16 protein-coding genes are annotated in these 16,281 nt (G+C 62.1%); 6 read left to right on the plus strand and 10 right to left on the minus strand.

All coding sequences use genetic code 11. The annotated features are described in order from the left end of the window. Positions 1 to 50 precede the first annotated feature (50 nt). The 5 genes from J1G35_RS22720 to J1G35_RS22740 all read right to left on the minus strand — a co-directional run bounded on the left by J1G35_RS22720 (position 51) and on the right by J1G35_RS22740 (position 5,253). The gene (locus J1G35_RS22720; protein ID WP_223016064.1) at positions 51 to 995 is read right to left on the minus strand and encodes a D-isomer specific 2-hydroxyacid dehydrogenase family protein; all 945 of its coding nucleotides are present in this window, start codon (positions 993 to 995) and stop codon (positions 51 to 53) included. Beyond that, the gene (locus tag J1G35_RS22725) at positions 992 to 2,161 is read right to left on the minus strand and encodes an acyl-CoA dehydrogenase family protein (protein ID WP_223016065.1); all 1,170 of its coding nucleotides are present in this window, start codon (positions 2,159 to 2,161) and stop codon (positions 992 to 994) included. Before J1G35_RS22725 ends, J1G35_RS22720 begins: the two co-directional genes overlap by 4 nt. Before the next feature lie 61 nt (positions 2,162 to 2,222). Continuing rightward, a complete protein-coding gene (locus tag J1G35_RS22730; RefSeq protein WP_223016066.1) occupies positions 2,223 to 2,906 on the minus strand; it encodes a peroxiredoxin-like family protein in 684 nt (227 codons plus the stop codon). Beyond that, positions 2,903 to 4,267: an LLM class flavin-dependent oxidoreductase gene (locus tag J1G35_RS22735; RefSeq protein ID WP_223016067.1), complete on the minus strand. Its 1,365-nt coding sequence runs from the start codon at positions 4,265 to 4,267 to the stop codon at positions 2,903 to 2,905. The genes J1G35_RS22730 and J1G35_RS22735 overlap by 4 nt, the downstream gene beginning before the upstream one ends. 11 nt (positions 4,268 to 4,278) lie before the next feature. After that, a complete protein-coding gene (locus tag J1G35_RS22740; RefSeq protein ID WP_053130495.1) occupies positions 4,279 to 5,253 on the minus strand; it encodes an ABC transporter substrate-binding protein in 975 nt (324 codons plus the stop codon). A 397-nt stretch (positions 5,254 to 5,650) separates the two neighbouring features. On the opposite strand from J1G35_RS22740, the gene J1G35_RS22745 reads away from it, so the two are divergent. Further along, on the plus strand, positions 5,651 to 5,812 hold the full coding sequence (locus J1G35_RS22745; RefSeq protein WP_223016068.1) for a hypothetical protein: 162 nt from the start codon (positions 5,651 to 5,653) through the stop codon (positions 5,810 to 5,812). Between the two features lie 69 nt (positions 5,813 to 5,881). On the opposite strand, the gene J1G35_RS22750 is transcribed toward J1G35_RS22745, so the two are convergent. Together J1G35_RS22750 and J1G35_RS22755 are read right to left on the minus strand one after the other, a co-directional pair. Beyond that, entirely contained in the window at positions 5,882 to 7,465 is a 1,584-nt protein-coding gene (locus J1G35_RS22750; RefSeq protein ID WP_223016069.1) for a rhodanese-related sulfurtransferase, read from the minus strand. Next, the gene (locus J1G35_RS22755; RefSeq protein WP_223016070.1) at positions 7,462 to 8,073 is read right to left on the minus strand and encodes a cysteine dioxygenase; all 612 of its coding nucleotides are present in this window, start codon (positions 8,071 to 8,073) and stop codon (positions 7,462 to 7,464) included. The genes J1G35_RS22750 and J1G35_RS22755 overlap by 4 nt, the downstream gene beginning before the upstream one ends. A 216-nt stretch (positions 8,074 to 8,289) precedes the next feature. Between J1G35_RS22755 and J1G35_RS22760 the strand changes: the two genes are divergently transcribed. Both J1G35_RS22760 and J1G35_RS22765 read left to right on the plus strand, forming a co-directional pair. Beyond that, complete coding sequence (locus J1G35_RS22760) at positions 8,290 to 9,195, plus strand: LysR family transcriptional regulator (RefSeq protein ID WP_223016071.1); 906 nt, start codon at positions 8,290 to 8,292, stop codon at positions 9,193 to 9,195. A 734-nt stretch (positions 9,196 to 9,929) separates the two neighbouring features. Further along, the gene (locus tag J1G35_RS22765; RefSeq protein ID WP_053128192.1) at positions 9,930 to 10,724 is read left to right on the plus strand and encodes a class II aldolase/adducin family protein; all 795 of its coding nucleotides are present in this window, start codon (positions 9,930 to 9,932) and stop codon (positions 10,722 to 10,724) included. A 71-nt stretch (positions 10,725 to 10,795) separates the two neighbouring features. Here J1G35_RS22765 and J1G35_RS22770 read toward each other — a convergent pair whose 3' ends face one another. Then, entirely contained in the window at positions 10,796 to 11,878 is a 1,083-nt protein-coding gene (locus J1G35_RS22770) for an LLM class flavin-dependent oxidoreductase (protein WP_053128194.1), read from the minus strand. 255 nt (positions 11,879 to 12,133) lie between these two features. Between J1G35_RS22770 and J1G35_RS22775 the strand changes: the two genes are divergently transcribed. Next, positions 12,134 to 12,757, plus strand: a complete 624-nt coding sequence (locus tag J1G35_RS22775; RefSeq protein ID WP_053128195.1) for a hypothetical protein — start codon at positions 12,134 to 12,136, stop codon at positions 12,755 to 12,757. Here J1G35_RS22775 and J1G35_RS22780 read toward each other — a convergent pair. Both J1G35_RS22780 and J1G35_RS31030 read right to left on the minus strand, forming a co-directional pair. Then, entirely contained in the window at positions 12,709 to 13,041 is a 333-nt protein-coding gene (locus tag J1G35_RS22780; protein ID WP_223016072.1) for a hypothetical protein, read from the minus strand. The two genes, J1G35_RS22775 and J1G35_RS22780, sit on opposite strands and share 49 nt — an antisense overlap. Further along, the gene (locus J1G35_RS31030; protein WP_240435298.1) at positions 13,038 to 13,346 is read right to left on the minus strand and encodes a phosphomannomutase; all 309 of its coding nucleotides are present in this window, start codon (positions 13,344 to 13,346) and stop codon (positions 13,038 to 13,040) included. Before J1G35_RS31030 ends, J1G35_RS22780 begins: the two co-directional genes overlap by 4 nt. A 229-nt stretch (positions 13,347 to 13,575) precedes the next feature. Between J1G35_RS31030 and J1G35_RS22790 the strand changes: the two genes are divergently transcribed. Together J1G35_RS22790 and J1G35_RS22795 are read left to right on the plus strand one after the other, a co-directional pair. Next, positions 13,576 to 14,016, plus strand: coding sequence for a low molecular weight protein-tyrosine-phosphatase (locus J1G35_RS22790; protein ID WP_223016073.1), 441 nt, complete (start codon positions 13,576 to 13,578; stop codon positions 14,014 to 14,016). A gap of 41 nt (positions 14,017 to 14,057) precedes the next feature. Further along, positions 14,058 to 16,277 (plus strand): polysaccharide biosynthesis tyrosine autokinase, encoded by a 2,220-nt coding sequence (locus J1G35_RS22795; protein ID WP_223016074.1) that lies wholly within the window; start codon positions 14,058 to 14,060, stop codon positions 16,275 to 16,277. Positions 16,278 to 16,281 lie beyond the last annotated feature (4 nt).

Genomic DNA, 16,281 nt, shown 5'->3' on the forward strand with positions numbered 1-16,281 from the left:
CGGGAGCAAGTCGAATCGTCGCACCGCCCCTCCCACATTTTTGAACGGCATCAGGCGTTAGCCAGATTCGCCAGTGCGATCCCTGAAACGTAGCGCTCCAGATTCGCCAAGAACGTATCGGCAATCTCATTGCGGCTATTGGTCGAAATCGCCGACGTATGCGGCGACAACCGCACCCGTGGGTGGCTGTACAGCGGGTGCCCATCCGGCAAGGGCTCCGGCTCGGTCACGTCGAGCGATGCCAGGCCGATCCGGCCGTTATCCAGCGCCTCCAACAACGCCTCCTGATCGAGCAGGCCGCCGCGCGCGATGTTGATCAGGTGCAGTCCCGGCTTGGCGCTGCCCAGCACATCGCGGTTGATGATATGCCGCGTGGCGTCGGTCAGTGGCGCGGCCACCACCAGGTGGTCGGCGCGGGCGAACAGGTCGTGGATGTCTTGGGCGGCTTCTACGCCGGTACCGAACGGTGTCTGGCTCTTGCGCAACGCCACCACCTTGATACCCAGGCCCAGGGCTTTTTGCGCCAGGCTTTCACCAATCGCACCAAAGCCAAGGATGCCCAGGGTGGTGCCCTTAAGCGGGCGCAGGGCGGTGAAATTCCAGTGCGAATCCTTAACCCAGATGTCCGGCAAATGCTTGGACGCGGCAAAGATCGCGGCCAGGGCGAATTCGGCCAGATTGTCGGCGGCGCTGCCCCTGGAGGTGGTCACCGGCGGGCCGTTGAACAGCCATTGCGGGTAGAAGTCGATGCCCGATGAGACCAGGTGCACCCATTGCGCGCCGTAGGGCCAGCCCGGTGGCGGGGTGTCCGGGGCGGTGTAGCCGCGTACGTTGATCGGGCGCGCCAGCAGGATATTCGCCTGGGGCGGCAGGTCGCTGGGTACGCCCTCTGGCACGCCGATGACCTGTGCTCCTGGGTGGATCGCGATGACGCGCGCGCGGATCACCTCGTTGTAGTCTTCGCCCAGTTGGCTGGCAATAATCACCTGGCTCATGTGCGTTCCTTCTGGCGTTTGGCGAACACGGCTTTGCCGACGCCTTGCAGTACCGCATCGTTCTGCGGGGTGTGTACGCGACTGCACAGCACATCGCGGTAGTGGCGTTGCAGCGGGCTATGGCGCGACAGGCCAGGGTTGCCGGAGGCCTCGATGGCCAGTTCCACCGCGCGAATAGCGTTGTGGGTGACCAGGTACTTCAACTGCGCAGCGTTGGCGGCCGGGGTATGGCCGTCGGCGGCGGCGTCGAGCAGGCTGCGGTTGGCGAAGAGCAGGGTGTCGATATGCCCGACGGTTTCCTGGAAGCGCGGCAAGGTCGACAACGCCGCACCGAGGTTGGACGGCTGGCGTTCTTCCAGCCAGTTCACCAGCCAGTCCCGCGCGGCCTGGGCCACGGCGTCATACACCGAGGACAGCAGCACCGACATCCACAGGAAACCTTCGGCATCCAGTTCCGGTTGCGGCGCGCTCCAGGGGCTGACGCTGACGGCGTGGTCCAGCGGCACCAGCACGTTGTCGAGCACCACTTCATGGCTGCAGGTGGCGCGCATGCCGAGGTGGTCCCAGGTGTCGATGATGCTCACGCCGGGGCTGTCCTTGGGCACCAGCCAGGCGCCCACCAGCGGGTCGGCGTCATCGCTGCGCGCCCACACGCTGAACCAGCTCAGGCCGTGGCTGCCGGTGGAGTAGATCTTGCGCCCGCTGATGCGCCAACCCTCAGCGGTGCGCACGGCGGTGGTCGCCGGGAGCCCGCCACGAGCCGGGGTGCCGAGGTCGGGTTCGACGCGCAGGGCGTTGATCAGTGCGCCGTTACGCACCGCGTCCTCGGCCACTTGTGTACGCAGGTGGGGCGGCCAGGTCTTGCTGTCTTGCAGGCGGTTATGTTGCAGGTATTGCATCACCAGGATCAGTGCGGTGGACGGTTCGCCCTTGGCAATCGCACTGATCGCCTTGCGCGCCTGGGGTAGGCTGGCACCGCCGCCGCCGAGGGACTTGGGCACGGTGAGGGCGACCAGGCCGTGGTCATGCAGCCGCTGGAAGTTGGCATGGGGGAAGGCGCCGCTCTCGTCATACAGGTGCGCAGTGCCGGCCAGTTCGGTGCTGAGGCGTTCGAGCAGGGCGTCGAAGTTGGCGACTTCCACGGAGCGTAGAGACGGTTGGGTCATAAGAGTGTACTCGGTCAAAAATGTGGGAGAGAGCTTGCCCCTCCCACAGGGGACGGTGGGCTTAGATGGCGATGCGTACAGGCTGTTGGCCCAACAATCGCTCCACCACCTGCACCACCGGCTCGGCTTCGGTACGCACCAGCCAGTCCGGGCTGACTTCCACGAACGCCACCGTGCCGTCCTGGGCAATCACCACCACCGTCGGTTGCGGCAACTCCCAGGTCCCCGTACCGGTGGTTTCACCGATGTGATTGCCCTTGGCCAGGGCTGCATTGCGCGAGGCTTCGTCGAAGCTGTAGAGGATGCCCAGGCGGCGACCGAGTTGGTTGTCCGGGTCGCTGGCCACCAGCAATTGCAGGGCGTGGCGGCTCTTGATCTGCACCAGGCGTTCAGGCACCTGCGGGCTCACCGCTACCAGCGGCACGCCCAGTTCGCGCAGGCGTGGGTAGAGTTGGCGTTCGTAGTAGGGCAGGGCGATGTTGCACGCCGGGCAGCCGGCAAAGCGGAAGAAGATCAGCACCGCCGGGCCGTCGGCCAGCAGCCGTTCGCGGGTCAGTTCGCCGCCTTCCACATTGAGCAGGGTGAAGGGGTCCAGCTCATCGCCGACCTGCACGTAGTCGTCTACCCGTGCTTCATCCACCAGGCGCTGGCGCTGGTCGATATTGACCTGCAACGCCGCGGGCGCCCAGGTGGCTACACGCTCGGCGTGCAGCGCCGCCAACTGACGGTTGAGGGATTCGCTCATGCCAGCGCCTCCTGTTGCGCTTCGACCTCGGCGGCGACGCTGTAACGATTGGCCGGCACGGCCAGGCCGAGGTTGTCGCGCAGGGTGTGGCCCGTGTACTCGGTACGGAACAGGCCGCGCTGTTGCAGCACCGGTACCACCAGTTCGGTGAAGTACTGCAAGCCGTCCGGCAGCACCGAGTTGATGATGAAACCATCGCTGGCGCCGCGCTCGAACCAGGTCTGGATCGCGTCGGCGACTTGCTCCGGGGTGCCGACAAAATCACGCTTGGGCCGCGAGAAGCGCAGCGCCACTTCGCGCAGGGTCAGGCCTTCGTCCCTGGCCAGTTGCTTGATGCGGTCGGAGCCGCCTTTCTGGCTGTTGGCGCCCAGGTCGCCGAGTTCCGGGAAGGGCGCGTCCAGCGGGTACTGGCTGAAGTCATGGTCGTTGAACGGGCGGCCGAGGGCGACGATGGCGTCTTCCACGGTGACCAGCTCCACGGCCTGCTGGTAGCGGCTTTCCACTTCGGCCGCGTCGCGGCCGACAATCGGGCGGATGCCCGGCAGGATCGACAGGCTGTCGGCGTCACGGCCAAAGCCTTTGGCGCGGCGTTTGAGGTCCTGGGTATACGCCAGGCCTTCTTCGATGCCCTCCACATGCACAAAGATGGCGTCGGAGTTCTGCGCCGCAAAGTTACGCCCGTCTTCGGATGTGCCCGCCTGGAAAATCACCGGTTGGCCCTGGCGCGAGCGCGCAATGTTCAGCGGGCCTTTGACCGAGAAAAACTCGCCTTTGTGGTTCAGCGCATGCAGCTTGCCCGGGGTGAAGAATTCGCCGCTTTGCTTGTTGTAGGCAAAGGCGTCGTCTTCCCAGGAGTCCCACAGGCCCTTGACCGTGTTCAGGTGTTCCTTGGCGATGCGGTAGCGCACGGCGTGGGGAGGGTGTTCGGCTTTACCGAAGTTGTCGGCGGTGCCGCTGAGCCACGAGGTCACCACGTTCCAGCCGGCGCGACCGCCGCTGATATGGTCCAGGGACGCGAACTGGCGCGCCACCTGGTAGGGCTCGGTGTAGCTGACGGTCACGGTGGCCACCAGGCCGATATGCGTGGTCAACGCGGCCAGGGCCGAGAGGATGGTCAGCGGTTCGAAACGGTTGAGGTAATGCGGGCTGGACTTGGCGTGGATGTGCAGACTGTCGGCGATGAACACGAAGTCGAACTTGGCTGCTTCGGCGAGTTCGGTCTGCTGCTTGTAGAAGCCGAAATTCGTACTGGCATTCGGTTGCGCCTGCGGATGGCGCCACTCGCCCCAGCCGTGGCCGACACCGTGGACCATGGCGCCCAGTTTCAAATGGCGCGCTTTCAATGGATGTGGCTTGCTCATGTTCTGCTCCTTCAGCGTGATGCTTGGTTGTTGGGGGCACGCTTGGCGTTAAAGCTCTTGTCGAAGCCCTGGGACACGTCGATGTGTTTGGTCAGCAGGCCTTCTTGTTGGTAGGTGTCGGCGGTGGCTTGCAGGCCACTGATCACGCTGTCGTCGATCAGCACCGGGCTCAGGCGGGTTTCCTTGGCCACGGCCACATGCACGGCCAGCGGCAGCCCGGTGATTTTGGTCTGGGCGGCGGCGTACTCGTTGGGGTGGGTATTGGCCCAGGCGTAGGCGCGGTCGACGCGGGCGACAAAGTCGTCCAGCTGCGTGCGCTTGTCGGCGATGGCCTGGCTGGTGGCGGCGAGGTACAGGTGGTTGCTCAACAGCGTGTTGCCGCTGGCCACGATCCGCGCCTGGCTTTGCGAGGTAACCACGGTAGTGTAGGGGTCCCAGGTCGACCAGGCGTCGACAGTGCCGTTATCCAGCACCAGGCGCGACTCGCTGGGCAGCAGGAAAATGAACTGCACATCCTTGGTGGTCAGGCCGGCCGTGGCCAGGGCCTTGATCGCCAGGTAGTGGCCGATGGAGCCGCGGCCGGTGACGATTTTCTTGCCCTTGAGGTCGGCCACCGTCTTGATCGGCGAATCCTTGGGCACCAGCAGGGCGGTGGTGTTACGCCCTTCGGCGTGGATGATGCTGACCACCTTGAGCGAAGCGCCGGCGCCGAGGGCAAACACGTAGGGCGCATCGCCCAGGGCACCGATATCCACGGCCCCGGCATTCAAGGCTTCGCCCAGGGGCGAGGCGGACGGGAATTCCGACCACTGGATTTCATAGGGCACGTTTTTCGTTTCGCCGGAGACTTCCAGCAGCGTCTTGATCGTCGATTTCTGATTGGCCACCCGCAGCGGTTGCAGGTCGGCGGCGTGGGCGCTGGTGGCGAAGCCAAGGGCCAGGGCGGTGCCCAGGAGCAGGCGTTTGAACGGAGTGGAAAAGACCATGGGATGCAGGCTCCAGGCAGATCGAAAAAGGGTTCGGCTACCTCCGCCTGGAGAAGGGGTCGGTGAGGAGTTCACGTTATTCCCATAAAAACCTGCTGTGAAAGTCTTTTTGGTTATATGTTAATTATTAAAAACATTAAGATAGTTTGTTATCTAATATGCATTTTATGTATTTTTAAGCTGTGTAATTGCGGCTGGGGTGCCTGGGTGTCCAAGGGGGGCGGCGCCAATCGCTCTCAGCGCAGGTTTGCATAGTGCGAAGTTGTCTAGGCCACTGTCATTCTTCACAGGTGTCCAGGCGTTGCGCCGGGCAGAAAATGGCAGTACGCAGCCAAGTCAGCTGCGAATAAACGATGGGGGTATTTTTACCCTCTCAGCGAACCAGTGAGGATTCGTCATGTTCAAATTATTGGCAACCATATGCGTCATGTTCAGCCTGCTGTTCGGCGCCCAGTTCAGCGTGGCCTCGCAAATGGAGGCGGGTGTCCACGCCATGCAGTCTCAATTGAGCGGTAGCTCGGGGACGGTTTCTTGCACCGAAACAGAAGAAAGAAAGTAACGCAGTACCCCCCGCCCCATCAGTCTGGGGCAGCGCCTGCTCCCGCAATGGGGGCAGGCGTGCCTGGGGTCAAATGACGTAAAACCCATGTGTCCCATCACGGGCCAACTGGTCGACCAAACCGAACTCCCAATCCAGATAAGCCTGCATGGCTTCCTTGGGGTTGTCGGTGCCTTCGTACGGCCGGCGGTAGCGGTCGATGCGCGGCGAGGCCAGGTGGGTTTCGCCTTCTTCCAGTGGCAGTTGCGTGTTGATCCAGGCGGCGGTGCCGTCTTGCAGCAGGAACACTTGCTTGCCGGTGATCGCTTCGACTTCAGCCACCGCCAGGCGCGCCAGTTGGCTGCTGCCGCAGGTCAGTACATAACGCTGGGCGGCGGGCACCTTGGCCAGGGCCTGGGGCAGTTGGGCGCGCAACACCCACCAGGCGCCGGGGATGTGGCGCTTCACGTAGTTGGCGCTGGCGGTGAAATCCAGCACCACGGTGTCGCCATGGGTGAGCCATTCGGCGAGGGTGTGCGGGCTGATCAGTTCGGCCTGGGGCGGCGCGGGGACCGGCGCGACCCAGGCGCCTTTTTCGCTGAAATGTGCTGCCTGCAGGTCATCCAGCACATGCACGTCCCAGCCCAGTTGGGCCAGCCAGGACGCGGACATGTTCGCCCGCACGCCATCGTCATCCGCCAGTACCAGGCGGGCCCCGCGCACGCTGGCGACATGGTCGGTTTCCTGCACCAGTTGACCGCCGGGGGTGGAGCGCGCGCCGGGCAGGTGGCCGGCTTCGAATTCTTCCGGGGTGCGCACATCGAACAGGTAGGTGGTGCGGGTGGTGTCCTGCTGCCAGGCGTGCAGGTCGGTGAGGGTGGCGCGGCCGACGCGGGCCTTGTCGGCGACGCGGCGTGCATCGACGGCAGCGATCTGACGGTGTTCTTCCGAAGTCGGAGCAAAGCGCCGCGACTGACCGTGGGCAAGTTTCTGCCCGGCCAGGGTCCAGCCGATGGTGCCGTTGCGCAGTGCAGACACCGGGTTGGCCACGCCGGCATTGATCAGCGACTGGGTGCCGATAATGCTGCGGGTGCGCCCGGCGCAGTTGACGATGATGCGGGTGGCCGGGTCGGGCGCCAGTTCCCGGGCGCGCAACACCAGCTCGGCACCGGGCACGCTGATGCCGGTGGGGATGCTCATGGTTTGATATTCGTCGAAACGGCGGGCGTCGAGCACTACCACATCGGCCTGGCTGTCGAGCAGCGCCTGCACTTCTTCAGCGGCGAGGGACGGCGTGTGGCGCTCGCTCTCCACCAGCTCGCCAAAGGCCTTGCTCGGTACGTTCACATCGATAAACAGCTCGCCACCGGCCCGGCGCCAACCGTCCAGGCCGCCTTCCAGCAGGCTGACCTGGGTGTAGCCCAGCGCAACCAGGCGTTCGGCGGCACGGGCGGCCAGGCCTTCACCGTTGTCGTAGACGGTGACCTGGGTATCGCGGCGTGGAATGCGCGAATACACCTCCAGTTCCAGCTTGGACAGCGGGATATTCGCCGCGAACAGCGGGTGGGATTCGGCAAACGGCGCTTCTTCGCGCACGTCCACCAGGGCGAGTTCTTCGTGGTCCAACAGGGCCTGACGAATCTGCGCGAAGCTACGGGTCGATACGGTGGTCATAGGGCAGGGCTCTTTTCTTTGGACAAGTCCCAGATATTCGGGAGGAAGGCGTTGGAATAACCGGAGATAAACAGTTTCTCGCTGCCGTCGGGCTGGTACACCGCACGGCGCACCGCGCCGATATTGGCGCCGTACACATGAATGCTGATCGACACCTGGTCGCTGTGGGCGTTGCTCACCTGATGGATGTCGCCGACCTTGGGCGACACCGCCTCGACCTGGCCCGGCACCAGTTGAATCGGCTGGCCTTCGGCGACCAGGCTGCCGTCGGGCGCGCGTTGGAAGCCTTGGGAAAACTCTGCACCGCGCAACATGCCGATCAGACCCCAGACCCGATGGTCGTGGATCGGCGTGCTTTGCCCCGGCCCCCAGACAAAGCTGACGATGCTGAAACGCTGGCGCGAATCGGCATGCAGCAAGAACTGCTGGTAGCGCTCGGGATCGGGTTGGGCAAATTCATCGGGGAGCCAGTCGTCATGGCTGACCAGTTGCGCCAGCAGCTTGCCGCCACGGTGCAACAGGTCGCCTTCGCGTGGATTGCCGTCGATCAATTCCGCCAGGGCGCCTATGAAGGCTCTGAGTCTCGCGGGGTGTCGGGCCTGGGTCATGGCACTTCCATCGTGTGGTCGCAGGGATGGGTTTATCTAAGCATAATGTTTATAGTTAATATGCTATTTTTTAATGATTAGCTTATAGCTGAAGGTAATTTAGAACCGGTCTGAATAGCGTTAGACGTTATCGATTGCAGCACGGGCTATTCACGCCACGTTCCTGCAACTATGCTTCACACACATCTTAATGACTGTTCTCTATGTGCGGCCCAAATGAAAATTGACGATATCGATGCCTTTGTCGAAGTGATTCGTTGCCAGTCCATCAGCCATGCCGCCGAGTCGTTGCAATTGACCCAGCCGGCCATTACCCGCCGCGTGCAGAACTTCGAGCAGGCGCTGGGCGTGGAGCTGTTCGACCGCAACACCAAACCCCTCAAACCGACGTTGATCGGCACCCGCGTCTATGAGCAGTGCCGATTGATCCTGCGCGAGATGGATGCCCTGCGCGAGCTGGTGGCCACCGACGCACCGCCCACCGGCCTGCTGCGCCTGGGTGTGCCGCAGACCATCGGCGATGTGGTGCTGCTGGATGCGCTCAAGCACCTGCGCAGCGAATACCCTGACTTGCGTGCCCAGGTCGCCACCGGCTGGGGCAGCCAGTTGGTGGGCAAGATCGAACGCGGCGAACTGGACGCGGCGGCGGCGCTGTTCCCGGCAGGCAAGATCTTCCCGGACAACATCGTCGGCGAGTCCATCGGCAAGATGGAACTGGTGGTGGTCTGCGCCAAGGCCCAGTTGCCGAAGAAACCGTGCAAGCTGGCCGATGTGTACCAGAACGGCTGGGTCCTCAACCCGGACGGCTGCGGCTTCCGTGCCGGCTTGCAGCGCACCTTGTCCGATCAGGGCCTGGCCCTGCGGGTCAACCTGGAGACCTTCGGCACCGAGCTGCAACTGGGCCTGGTGGCGGACGGCCTGGGCTTGGGCCTGGTGCCCCGGCCGTTGCTGGAGCGCAGTGCACACCGCGAGCAACTGGCAGTGATGCCGCTCAAGGATTTCAAGCCGGTGATGGATTTGTGGCTGATCTATCCGCACTTCCTGGGCAACCTGCAGGGGCCGGTGGATGCGTTTGGCAAGCGAGTGGCGGCGTCGCTGCATAAAGTCCGCAACGCCGCGTAACCCTGTGGGAGGGGGCTTGCCCCCGATGACGGCCTCTGGGCCGACCATTTTTTTGGATTGGACCGGGTACATATCCGTTGCTGCGGTAACGGCGGCTTAGGGTTCCGCCCTGACGGCGGCTCACTTTGGAAAAGCCCCAAAGTAAGCAAAGGGCTCTTGCCCCACCACTCGGCACCTCGCCTAGGCTCGGTGTGCCCGGAATCCGACAGTGATTTGGGGGGCCGCCGCCACGCGCCATCCATGGCGCGGGGCGGCTAAACCGGCATCCCTGCCGGTTTACCCCCCAAATCACTGTCGGATTCCGGCCAGCGTGGTTAACGGGGCGCCTGAGATCAAGATCAAGATCAAGATCAAAAGCAAGATCAAGGGCGGCTCGCTTCGCATCGGTGTTAGCGTTGCGGGAGATACTCATGGCCATCGGGGGCAAGCCCCTCTTATCAAACTTAAAATAACTGAATGATTTTAGGGGGTTAAAATTTCACCCTGAAGTCTTGAGTCTTGCCTGAACAATTTCAGGCGACCGCATTCTTTTGGCAAGCCCGCTCGCCACAGTTTGCTGCGCGACAGCGCTGCGTCGAAGAGGTCGTGGGATCTACCACATTTGCCCTGAATTATTGGTAAGGGTTATATGAAAAAAAATAATAATTAGCTTAGATTAAAATGTGATTTTTATTATTTTTGGCCATCCCCTAGGCTTGCCTGGAAGTCCTTAAGGCCATCCAGGAAGTTTTGCCATGAGCAGCGTCACCTCGATCACCAATCTCACCAGCAATGTTCGCCAGCGCGTTACCCCGCAAGAGTGGGAGGTGCGCGTCAAACTGGCTGCCGCTTATCGCCTGGCCGCTTTGTACAAGTGGACCGATCACATCTATACCCACTTCTCGGCCCGTGTACCGGGGCCGGAGGAGCATTTTCTGATCAACGCCTTCGGGCTGTTGTTTGATGAAATCAGCGCGTCCAACCTGGTCAAGGTCGACCTCGACGGCACTATCGTCGACGACCCTACCGGCCTGGGCATCAACTACGCCGGTTATGTGATCCACAGCGCGATCCACGGCGCACGCCATGACCTGCAAGCAGTGCTGCACACCCATACCCGCGACGGCATTGCGGTGTCGGCGCAAAAGGACGGGCTGCTGCCGATCTCCCAGCATTCCATTGGTTTTTCCGGGCGTGTGGCGTACCACGGCTATGAAGGCATTGCCCTCGACCTGGACGAGCGTGAGCGCCTGGTCGCGGACCTGGGTGACAAGAGCGTGATGATCCTGCGCAACCATGGCTTGTTGACTGCCGGTGTCAGTGTTGAACATGCATTTGCGCAGCTGCAACAGCTGGAGCGCGCGTGCAATATCCAGGTCGCGGCGCAGGCGGCGGGGAATGCGGAGCTGATCTTCCCACCGGCCGAAGTGGTGGAAAAGGTCGAGCAGCAGGCCAAGGCACACGCCAGTGGCGAAGGACCGGGGGTGGCGCGGCATTGGAATGCGCTGATTCGGCAGTTGGAGCGGACTGATACCGACTACAAGAACTGATCTCTAGCCAGGTGAAGATCAAAATGTGGGAGGGGCAAGCCCCTCCCATATTGGTTTTTTAGTGTTCTGGCTTACGCGACCTGTTTGGCCTGCTCGCGTTCAGCAATCAGCTGGCGGGTGAGGGGGATCAACCGCTTGCCATAGTCGATCGCATCATTGAGCGGATCAAACCCACGGATCAGGAAGGTGGTGATGCCGAGGTCGTAATAATCGAGCAATGCCTCAGCCACCTGTTCGGCGGTACCCACCAACGAGGTGGAGTTCCCCTGCGCCCCCAGCAACCCCGCAATCCCCGTCCACAGACGCTTGTCCAGCCGCGAGCCCTGCGCCGCCGCCGCCAGCAACCGGCGCGAGCCTTCATTCGGCGGTTCACGCCGCACAAAGCCATTCTTCTCTGCCAATTCGGTGGCCTGTTGCAGGATGCTGTCGGCACGCGCCCACGCCTGTTCTTCGGTTGCGGCGAGGATCGGTCGCAGCGACAGGCTGAAGCGAATCGTGCGCCCATGCTTGGCAGCCTCGGCGCGCACCTGGGTCACGATCTCGCGTACCTGCTCATAGGTTTCGCCCCACAGCGCATACACATCGGCATGCTTGCCTGCCACTTCAATCGCGGCCTTGGAAGAGCCGCCAAAGTACAGCGGGATATGCGGCTGCTGCGGCGACTTCACCGCGGAGTGCGCGCCTTCGACCTGGTAGTAGGTGCCGGCAAAGTCGAAGGGCTGATCGCTGGTCCATTCCTGGCGTACCACGCTCAGGTATTCATCGGTGCGCGCGTAGCGTTCGTCCTTGCCGATATGGCTGCCATCGGCGCGCAGTTCACGGTCGTCGCCGCCGGTGATGATGTGCACGGCGGTGCGCCCGCCATTGAACACATCAAGGGTGGCGAACTGGCGGGCGGCCAGGGTGGGTTGGGCGAAGCCCGGACGGTGGGCGATCAGGAACTGCAGTTTTTTTGTCACGCTGGCGGCATGGGAGGCGATCAGCGTGCTGTCCGGGCTGTTGGAATGGAACGCCACCAGCGCGCGGTCAAAACCGGCTTCTTCGTGGGCGCGGGCCACGGTTTCCACGTAGTCCGGTTGCAGGGTAGGGCCGCTGCGCGGGTGGATCTCGGAAGCGTGGTGACCGCCGATATAGCCGATGAATTCAATGCTCATGGTCTGTCCTTGTCGAGTAGGGGGTGAGTACCTCCGCCGGGCAGGGGGTCGGTCATGCTCGTCCACGGTAGGGGCCGCGACAGCCGGTGTAAAATGCCGTTTGGTTCTAACCTAATTATTAAAATAGAGAATCATGTTCGTGTTAAGTAATCAGTAAATTGCATTTTGACTGCGTTGCTGACGCGAGATAACGTTGTGTTTTTTTCGGGCCTGAGGTCTGATGAGCGCCGAAAACGGCACCTCGAAGGTTAAGCAGTGATGCGGGCAGAACTTGCGCAATATGGCGGCATTACCGTCATGATTCCGGCCGCACTCATGATTGCTGTCTGGTTAAGGTATTCCAGCCCGTCCGCATTGCGGGCCTGGGTACTAACGGTGGGTATTACTTATTCGATGGTGGCGGCCAGCAAGTTGCTGTTTAAAGGCTGGGGATTATCGTCCCAGCCGCTGGATATTGCGGTGATCAGTGGCCACGCCATGAACACCTGTTTAATGGTTACAGTGGCAATAAGTTTGTTGGCCCGCCAGTTCAACTTGGCCTGGCGTTGGCCAGCGGCGTTGCTGGGGTTAACGATAAGTCTCGGGTTCAGTGCTTATTGTGTTGCGCCTTACATACATCCACTGAATGAAGCCCTGGCCGGTGCCGTACTGGGGGCGACAGCCGCCATTGCCTTTCTGTGGCGCATCGACGCCGCGCCTATCAGGCTGTCCCCCAGGTTCATGGGCGGCGGGCTGGTGTTTTTGCTGCTCTGTGCGCTGCTGCCCAAGTACAACGCGGAGTTGCTGCTCAACCGCGTTGCGGTGGCCCTGTCAGGCGCCGACCAAGCCCATCAAGAGCCCGCCTGGCGACTGGAAACGGCGCAGAGAAAGGCCGAGTAAGTCACCAGGTCCAAGGCCAGATTGCTTTCCACCATCAGCGCCAGCAAGGTCGTCTGTGCGTTGAAGCGTCGCGCATTGCCACGGCGCCGCGCGCGCTTCATCTGTTGGAACAGCGCATGGGTGATCTGCTTGCGGGAGCTGCCTCGCAACTGGTCCAGCCAGCGGCCGATGGCCCGGGTGTTGCGCTGGTACTGCGCGCCCAGCACCGGCTCGGCAAACCCCTCGAATATCCCCGTCAGCCGGCGCAGCGCATAGCCGCGTCTCAAGCCCGCCCACAGGCTCATGGCCGCTCCTCGGTGCCGCAGATATTGGCCAGCAGTTCGGCCGTCTTGACCTGCATGAACTGGCTGTCGCCGCGACTTTCCACGCACAGGCACACCGACAGCGCATCACTGACCTGTAACTTGAAGCGCCAGTCGGCAAAGACCATGGAAAACCCGGCGCCGGACGCGTCGCTGTCCAGTGAGTTGTCGGCATACAGCACCTGTATGCGTTCGACGACATGGGTTGAATTATGCACTTCCACATGAATATTTCCCGAAGAAGGAAATAGGCCAATACGCTCTACCAATAACTTTGAAGTGTTCATGGCCGTCCCCTATCTGCTGCATTCAAACGGCACTTTATTATGCGGGGGTGGAAAAATACCGGAATGTTATTTTTAGTCGGTTAATACCCGAATGTTATTTTTTGTCTTAGGCGATAGATGGTCGCGGTTTATCGGCTGTGGTCATAATTACTCGGTCGTTAGTTGTGGGTTATTCAATAAGGTCATCCCTTTTGCCGAAGAATAAGTGTGCGGTGCGTGGGAGGTTGCCTTGTTCAAAAAGATATTGATCGTGTGCATCGGCAACATCTGCCGCAGCCCCACCGCGGAACACTTGCTGGGGGCCGCGCTTGCACCTTCCGGGATCCAAGTGAGTTCGGCGGGCCTGGCGGCCTTGCGTGATCATCCGCTGGAACCCCTGGCCGGGCAGGTGCTGGAGGAGCACGGGCATGTGCCCCAAGCGCACAGGGCCCGGCAGCTTGACGCCGGCGCCGTGAGTGAGGCCGACCTGATCCTGGTGATGGAACAACGGCACATCGACGGCGTGCTCAACCTCGCCCCCGAGGCGCGGGGCAAGGTGTTCCTGTTGGGCAAGTGGCAGCACGATCGCGAGATCGCCGACCCCTATCGCCAGGGCAAGCCGGCCTTTGTGCAGGCCTATGCCTTGATCGAACAGGCCGCACAGGCCTGGGCCAAGCGCCTGGCGCGCTGACGCTCCCTCTTTAAACGATTGCAAGGACGAAGACGCGATTTATGTATTCACCCCAGAACGCTTCCCCTGAAAGCCCTCACCGTGACGAGATCGATGTGCTCGGCATGCTCGGCAACCTGATCGATCACAAATGGCTGATCGCCGGGATCACCGGCACCTGCATGCTGATCGGTGCGGCCTACGCCATTCTGTCGGCGCCGGTGTTCCAGGCGAATGCGTTGATCCAGGTGGAACCGAAGAAGAACGACATGCTCGGTTTCTCCGACGTCAGCAGCCTGCTGGGCAAGGAATCGCCGGCGGTGACCGAGATCGAGCTGATCAAGTCGCGCACCATCATTGGCAAGACCGTCGATACCCTGGCGTTGGACATCACTATCACGCCGCAGCATTTTCCGTTGATCGGTGGCTTCCTCGCGCGGCGTTATGCGCCTGAACACAAGGGCGACATCGCACCGCCGCTGTTCGGTTTCAGCCGCTGGTCGGCGGGTGGCGAGGCCCTGGCGCTGAGTACGTTGAACCTGCCCACAGCATTGCTCGGAACCAAGCTGGTACTGGTGGCCGGCGAGGCCCAGGCCTACACATTATTTGATGAGGACGGCGTCGAGATCGCTGCGGGGCGCGTCGGCGTGCCGTTTGCCGCCGAGGGTGTCGAGGTGCTGGTCAAGGAGCTGCGGGCCAATCCGGGCGCGCATTTCAAGATCGTGCGCAAGTCGCGCCTGGACGCGGTGGCCGACTACCAGGACCTGCTCACCGTGATCGAGCGCGGCAAGGAGTCGGGGATCATCAGCCTGTCCCTGGAGAGCACGCGCCCGGCCCTGGCGGTGCGTACGCTGAATGAAATCTCCAACCTGTATGTGAAGCAGAACGTCGACCGCACCTCGGCCGAGGCGGCGCAGAGCCTGTCGTTCCTCAATGACCAGTTGCCCCAGGTACGTCGCGACCTGGAGAAAGCCGAGAACGCCTTGAACCGCTTCCAGACCCGCAGCAAATCCATCGACATCAGCCTCGAAGCCAAGGCGGTGCTCGACCAAGTGGTGGCCCTGGATACCGGGATCTCCGAACTCAAGCTGCAACAGGCCGAGATGGACCGCAAGTTCACCCCCCAGCACCCGGCTTATCGTGCCTTGATCGCCAAGCTGGCGGAACTCAACGCCAAGCAGGCGCAGATGACCAAGCGCGTCGAAGGCTTGCCGAGCACGCAGCAGGAATTGCTCAGCCTGACCCGCGACGTGCAAGTGGGCACCGAGATCTACACCCAGTTGCTCAACCGCTCCCAGGAGCTGGACGTGATGCGCGCCGGCACCGTGGGTAACGTGCGCTTGATCGACACTGCCGATGTCAACCTGGCCAAGCCAGTGGAGCCGCGCAAAGTCATCGTGGTGCTGCTGGCGATGTTGCTCGGCGGCATGCTTTCGGTGGGCATCGTGCTGGTGCGCAGCCTGCTCAACCGTGGCCTGGAAAGCCCGGATGAGATCGAGAAACTCGGCTTGCCGGTGTACGCCTCGATCCCCTTCAGCCTGTTGCAAAAGGCCGAGGAAACCAATGCCGCCAAGGGCCGTTCAGGCGTACCTTCGCTGCTGGCGGTCAACCACCCCCATGACCTGGTGATGGAAGCCATGCGCAGCCTGCGCACCAGCCTGCACTTCGCCATGCTCGAAGCCAAGAACAACCGCCTGATGATCACCGGCCCGAGTCCCGAGGTGGGCAAGACGTTTGTCTCGGCCAACCTGGCGGCGATTGTCGCGCAGTCGGGCCAGCGCGTGCTGCTGATCGATGCGGACATGCGCAAGGGGTACTTGCACAAGACGCTTGGCAAGGCGGTAGAGGCGGGGTTGTCCGACCTGCTCGCCAAGCGCTGTGATCTGCAGGAAGCGATTCACCCGACGGCTGTGGAGCGCTTCGACTTTATCGGCCGTGGGCAGATCCCGCCCAACCCGTCGGAACTGTTGATGCACCCCAACTTTGCTGCGTTGCTGGCCGAAGTCAGCGAGCGCTATGACCTGGTGATCATCGACACGCCGCCCTTGCTGGCGGTGACCGACGCCGCGATTATCGGGCGCCAGGCCGGCACCAGCCTGATGGTCACGCGTTTTGGGGTGAACTCGGTGAAGGAAATCGAGTTGACCCTGCGCCGCTTCCATCAGAACGGCATCGAGCTCAAGGGCGCGATCTTCAATGGTGTGGAAAAACGCCGGTCCGCCAGCTACGGCTATGGCGACTACGGCTACTACAGCTACGCCTATCAGTCCGACAAGGCCTGATGAC

This window comes from Pseudomonas sp. SH10-3B (assembly GCF_019891415.1).
Lineage (GTDB): Bacteria > Pseudomonadota > Gammaproteobacteria > Pseudomonadales > Pseudomonadaceae > Aquipseudomonas.

Excerpts from the sequence above, each read along its gene's own strand:
- J1G35_RS22720 (WP_223016064.1), bottom strand. The coding sequence starts at position 995 with ATGAGCCAGGTGATTATTGCCAGCCAACTGGGCGAAGACTACAACGAG.
- J1G35_RS22725 (WP_223016065.1), bottom strand. The coding sequence starts at position 2,161 with ATGACCCAACCGTCTCTACGCTCCGTGGAAGTCGCCAACTTCGACGCC.
- J1G35_RS22730 (WP_223016066.1), bottom strand. The coding sequence starts at position 2,906 with ATGAGCGAATCCCTCAACCGTCAGTTGGCGGCGCTGCACGCCGAGCGT.
- J1G35_RS22735 (WP_223016067.1), bottom strand. The coding sequence starts at position 4,267 with ATGAGCAAGCCACATCCATTGAAAGCGCGCCATTTGAAACTGGGCGCC.
- J1G35_RS22740 (WP_053130495.1), bottom strand. The coding sequence starts at position 5,253 with ATGGTCTTTTCCACTCCGTTCAAACGCCTGCTCCTGGGCACCGCCCTG.
- J1G35_RS22745 (WP_223016068.1), top strand. The coding sequence starts at position 5,651 with ATGTTCAAATTATTGGCAACCATATGCGTCATGTTCAGCCTGCTGTTC.
- J1G35_RS22750 (WP_223016069.1), bottom strand. The coding sequence starts at position 7,465 with ATGACCACCGTATCGACCCGTAGCTTCGCGCAGATTCGTCAGGCCCTG.
- J1G35_RS22755 (WP_223016070.1), bottom strand. The coding sequence starts at position 8,073 with ATGACCCAGGCCCGACACCCCGCGAGACTCAGAGCCTTCATAGGCGCC.
- J1G35_RS22760 (WP_223016071.1), top strand. The coding sequence starts at position 8,290 with ATGAAAATTGACGATATCGATGCCTTTGTCGAAGTGATTCGTTGCCAG.
- J1G35_RS22765 (WP_053128192.1), top strand. The coding sequence starts at position 9,930 with ATGAGCAGCGTCACCTCGATCACCAATCTCACCAGCAATGTTCGCCAG.
- J1G35_RS22770 (WP_053128194.1), bottom strand. The coding sequence starts at position 11,878 with ATGAGCATTGAATTCATCGGCTATATCGGCGGTCACCACGCTTCCGAG.
- J1G35_RS22780 (WP_223016072.1), bottom strand. The coding sequence starts at position 13,041 with ATGAGCCTGTGGGCGGGCTTGAGACGCGGCTATGCGCTGCGCCGGCTG.
- J1G35_RS31030 (WP_240435298.1), bottom strand. The coding sequence starts at position 13,346 with ATGAACACTTCAAAGTTATTGGTAGAGCGTATTGGCCTATTTCCTTCT.
- J1G35_RS22795 (WP_223016074.1), top strand. The coding sequence starts at position 14,058 with ATGTATTCACCCCAGAACGCTTCCCCTGAAAGCCCTCACCGTGACGAG.